A 4,372-nucleotide genomic window follows, 5' to 3' on the forward strand; every position below is an offset into this window, starting at 1 on the left:
TGCGAGTGCTGCCACAGACCACTATCGCCCAGATAGGCATCGCTGTCGTCACGGTACGACAGACGGAATTTAAGAGCAATAGCAAGCTCCGAGTACATGGTCTTGGCGGCTTTAAGCAATCGTCCGACTTCCTGTTCAAGCTGGTCCTCGGTGCAAAAGACATGGCTGTCGTCCTGAGTCAATGACCGCACCCGGCTGAGACCATGCAGTTCGCCCGATTTTTCATCCCGATAGTCCGTCGTATTCTCCATGTACCTAATTGGCAACTCTCTATAACTCCGCTGTTGGGAGGCAAAAATCTGAACGTGATGCGGGCAATTCATCGGTTTTAGCACTAGCTCGTCGCTGGTTTCTTGGCTGGTAACCAAAAACAGCTCGCTACCAAACTTGTCCCAGTGGCCGGATTTTTTATAAAGATCGGTCTTTGTCATGTGCGGCGTCCAAACACGCTTAAAACCACTATCTTCTCTGAGTTGCTGGCTATAACGCCCCAAAAGCTCTCTTAGTACCGAGCCTCTCGGGGTAAACAGCGGCAAGCCGGATCCAACCAGGTCCGAGAATGTGAATAAATCCATCTGTTGTCCCAGCTTACGATGGTCCCTTTGTCTGGCCTCGGCCGCTATTTCTGCGTGTTTTTCAAGCTCGGCTTTGGTCTTAAAACCCCAGCCGTATAATCGCTGAAGCTGGGCTTTGGTCTCGTCGCCGCGCCAGTAAGCACCGGCAATTTTGTGCAGTTTAAAAGCCCCTACCTGGCCAGACGACTTTACATGGGGGCCGCGACACATATCCGTAAACTCCCCGCACTTATAAAACGACACAGTTAAAACCTTCGAACCGTCCGATTCGACACCTAACTGCTTAGGGTCGATATCTTGGGCGGTGGTAGTGCCGTCACGTTTAAGGTCATTCAGTAAATCCAGCTTAAAATCCTGCTTATTGGCCTTAGCCCACTTAATTGCTTCGCCGATCGGCTTGTCGAACTGCTCAAACGGCAAGTCGGCGGCAACAATCAGGGCCATTTGGGCTTCAATCTTGGCAAAGTCGTCCTCAGATATCGTCTGCCCGGCGTCTAGGTCGTAGTACCAGCCGTCATCGACTACTGGCCCCACGCCAAACTTAGTCTTTGGCCAAAGCTTCAAAATGGCCGCCGCCATAATATGCGCCGAGCTATGTCTTATAGCCCGCAACCTGTCATTTGTCTCAGACATATTGCTCCCCGTATCTCGAATCTAACTATAACAAATTTTTTAGGATGTTGGTTCGTCGGTATCGTCCGGCAACTCTCCCGAGGCGTACATTTCTAATAGCTTAACCAATTGGTGGGGCGTGTAGTTAACCTTGATAAGATAATCGACTACGCCTAACTGTCTCATTTCTTTTACCAGTTCCGGTTTGTCAAAATCGCTCAGCGCCAACACCTTTGGCCGGTCGCCGGGCCGAGCGACCAGCCGTTTCATAAACTCCAAACCGTCGACTTTGGGCAATAATATATCAAGAATAATCAGATCGTAAGTGTTGTCTTTGAGTTTTTTTAGAGCCGCCTCGCCATCGCTAACAACATCTACTTTGTGATTATTATCCTCAATTACTTCGCGATAGATATCCTGAATACTGGGGTAGTCTTCAACTAGCAAGAACTTCATGAGTACCGCCGTTTTGTCTGTGTAGCGTCACGCAAAACTCTGAACCCTTCTTAGGTTTGGATAAAACCTCAATGTAACCATTATGCTTCTTGACTAACATATTGGCAATATACAGCCCCAAACCGGCCCCGCCAACCTGTTCGTCCCGATTAGATCGGCTAAACCGCTTAAACAGCCGCTTTTTGTCTTCACGCGTCAAGCCAGGCCCTTGGTCTTGAACACAGACCCGAACCAAATCCTGGTCGGCGTTGAGCCGGATTCTGACCACCGATTTATAGGGGGAGTACTTGAGCGCATTGTGTAACAAGTTGCTAAAGACGATCTGTAAACTTTCCTGGTTCATATCTATTTTGATGTCGCGGCCGGTAAGCTGAACGTCGACTTCTTTGTACGACGCGAAGTAGCGCTGCTCGGCGACTACTCGCCTGATCACACTGAGCAGGCTGGCCGGTTCAAAAAATAATTCTATCTTATCGGCATCGAGGACGGCCGTCTTTAATAAATTATCCACCAGGCGCAACTGGTGGTTGTTTTCGTCGATCGCTAGTTCCAGATGTTTCCGCTGCTTAGCGTCGAGTTTGGCGGCTACCGCTTGGTGTAACAGCGCCAAAAAACCCTTGACCGCCGTTGCCGGGACACGTAACTGATGAGTTGCCAACGATATTATCTCGTCTTGTGCTAAGCCGATTTCGGCCTTGCGCTTGAACTCTGATACTCGCTCGGCCATTAATGCCAATATCATAAAAGCCGTGCTATAAAAGACAATCGGCACCAAAAAATCATAGGCCGCCGGAGCCGGGCTGAAACTGGCTGCTAACTCGATCGGCCGGAAGTTGAACTCGTTCCAGATAATAAGCGTGCTAAACACGGCTGACACCAAGGCCGCGTTGATAATCGTGACCGTCCGGTCGAACAAGAATCCGCTGGCCACAATTGGTATGGCAAATAAGATGGTAGCGTACTGCTGGACGTTACCTTGGGCGTAGATCAGATATGATACCACTAACACATCCATCATGAATTGGACCACGGCCAAAGTTTTATAATAAATCAACGAAGAGTTCTTGCGCGTGCTAGCCCACCAAATAAGCGTGTTGGCCGTCAGAGCCACGGCCCCCAGCGCCAGTGTCCTGACGATTACGGCGTCCCAGCCGACTAAAAGTAAGGTGGCGCCGATGCCGGCCCCTAACAGCAAAAAAGAGACCGCGTAGCGCAAGCGGACATACCACAGCAAATTATCTTGCATCCGCTTGATGGCTGATTGTTGATCGTTAACGTTAACCCCTGTCATTCTAACGATTTCCACCTCAATCTTGGTAGTTATTATAGCCGAATAAGTAAAAAACCGGTTAACAGCTATCAACTATCCAGATGTGGATAGTATTAAATGGATAGTTTGTATATTTGACTGCTGTATTCTATTATTTAACCTGTTAGTTGAGGGCTCGTAGCTCATTTGGCTAGAGCGCCGCATTGACGTTGCGGAGGTGGCAGGTTCGAATCCTGCCGAGCCCACCAATAAAGTATCCCTCCTAAAGAGGGGATTATTTATTGATAGCTTTCGCAAATACGCAGTTAGGAAAATAACTTGCTATAAATTTGGTCTAAAACAGGTTTAACCTTTTTTGCACTGTTGGCTGTCTCAGTAACCTTGATGAGTAAAGTAGCGTACTCGCCGTCTTCGTTTTGTATCGTATCAAGCGCTTGATATGGTGATTACGGCCAACGTTGCTTAAGCTCAAACCAATAACGAAGCAACATGTCCGAGAATATTAGGCCGACGTAATAAAAAACCAGCTCTTCCTTCTCGATATGTTCCAATTTTTCAATCGTTTTCTTTAGGCGGATTTTACGGTTATCGAGCTGAAATTTACTTAGCGGTTCAGGACCTTCTTTATATGCGGCTTTAGTGGCTTTAATCACCTCAGGTGCTTCATCCGTTTCATCATAAAGAGCAACTAACGGATCAAATGGGGCGTAAAGACCGCGCATGACATAATTTTCCGGTAATTCATTGATTACAGTTATATCAAGATACTTACCCCCTACAATCTCACGCCCGCCTGGTTTATCGGTATCAGATATTACGATTATATCGAAATCGCTGGCCGGTGTGGCTTTATCAGAGGCGTTTGAGCCGTAAAGAAAGATGGTTTTAGCTTCATATTCCCTTTTCAGATAATCAATTATTCCTTGATTTTGGCTCATTTCTGATATTCCTCACATATCCTTTGTAGATACCTAAGATTATGGATGGACAGTAGTGTCCCGCCAAGAGATTCTTTGGCTTTGATCAAATGACGAAGATAGGCCCGGGTATAGGGACCCTTACAGGTATAGCAATCGCAGCCTTCATCCAGCGGCCCGAAATCTTCTTTGAACCTCTCATTCCTGAGGGAAATCTGAATATCGTGTGTGGGGTGTGGACGCTTGCGCTTGGTTGCAGGACTAGGCGAGCGTGAAGCGCGGAGTGAGGCGTACGATTGGTACGCCGAACGAGCACTGGAATGCTCAACAACGTCTTGCGCCAAGAGAGACGACGGAGCTGCTGCCTCCGGCAGCTGGCAGGTCGTCTCGTCACAAGCGATCCACACGGTTCCATGCCTCCCGTTACGAGTCGGGAGGACACAATCAAACAGGTCGATTCCGTGCTCGATGGCGAACCGCATATCCACGGGATGGCCGACACCCATCAAGTAACGGGGGTGGTTACTACTATATTTGTCCGC

The 4,372-nt window shown here is 48.3% G+C and carries 4 protein-coding genes and 1 tRNA gene; 1 reads left to right on the forward strand and 4 read right to left on the reverse strand.

Going from position 1 to position 4,372, the window contains the following annotated elements; all coding sequences use genetic code 11:
- From VGA08_04050 to VGA08_04060, 3 genes are all read right to left on the reverse strand, one after another.
- Positions 1 to 1,208, reverse strand: a 1,208-nt coding sequence (locus VGA08_04050) for a threonine--tRNA ligase (GenBank protein ID HEX9679764.1), incomplete at its 3' end; no start/stop codon positions are given.
- 39 nt (positions 1,209 to 1,247) lie between these two features.
- On the reverse strand, positions 1,248 to 1,643 hold the full coding sequence (locus tag VGA08_04055) for a response regulator (protein ID HEX9679765.1): 396 nt from the start codon (positions 1,641 to 1,643) through the stop codon (positions 1,248 to 1,250).
- Positions 1,624 to 2,949 (reverse strand): HAMP domain-containing sensor histidine kinase, encoded by a 1,326-nt coding sequence (locus VGA08_04060; protein ID HEX9679766.1) that lies wholly within the window; start codon positions 2,947 to 2,949, stop codon positions 1,624 to 1,626. The genes VGA08_04055 and VGA08_04060 overlap by 20 nt, the downstream gene beginning before the upstream one ends.
- Positions 2,950 to 3,084: 135 nt before the next feature.
- Between VGA08_04060 and VGA08_04065 the strand changes: the two genes are divergently transcribed.
- Positions 3,085 to 3,161: transfer RNA gene (locus VGA08_04065), tRNA-Val, on the forward strand.
- A 198-nt stretch (positions 3,162 to 3,359) separates the two neighbouring features.
- Here the strand turns inward: VGA08_04065 and VGA08_04070 are convergent.
- Positions 3,360 to 3,851, reverse strand: coding sequence for a nucleotidyltransferase domain-containing protein (locus VGA08_04070; protein ID HEX9679767.1), 492 nt, complete (start codon positions 3,849 to 3,851; stop codon positions 3,360 to 3,362).
- Positions 3,852 to 4,372 lie beyond the last annotated feature (521 nt).

It is taken from the genome of Candidatus Saccharimonadales bacterium (assembly GCA_036397795.1).
In the GTDB taxonomy this organism is placed as follows: Bacteria; Patescibacteriota; Saccharimonadia; order Saccharimonadales; family DASWIF01; genus DASWIF01.

Coding starts and splice junctions, on each gene's coding strand:
- VGA08_04070 (HEX9679767.1), bottom strand. CDS start 3,851: ATGAGCCAAAATCAAGGAATAATTGATTATCTGAAAAGGGAATATGAA.
- VGA08_04055 (HEX9679765.1), bottom strand. CDS start 1,643: ATGAAGTTCTTGCTAGTTGAAGACTACCCCAGTATTCAGGATATCTAT.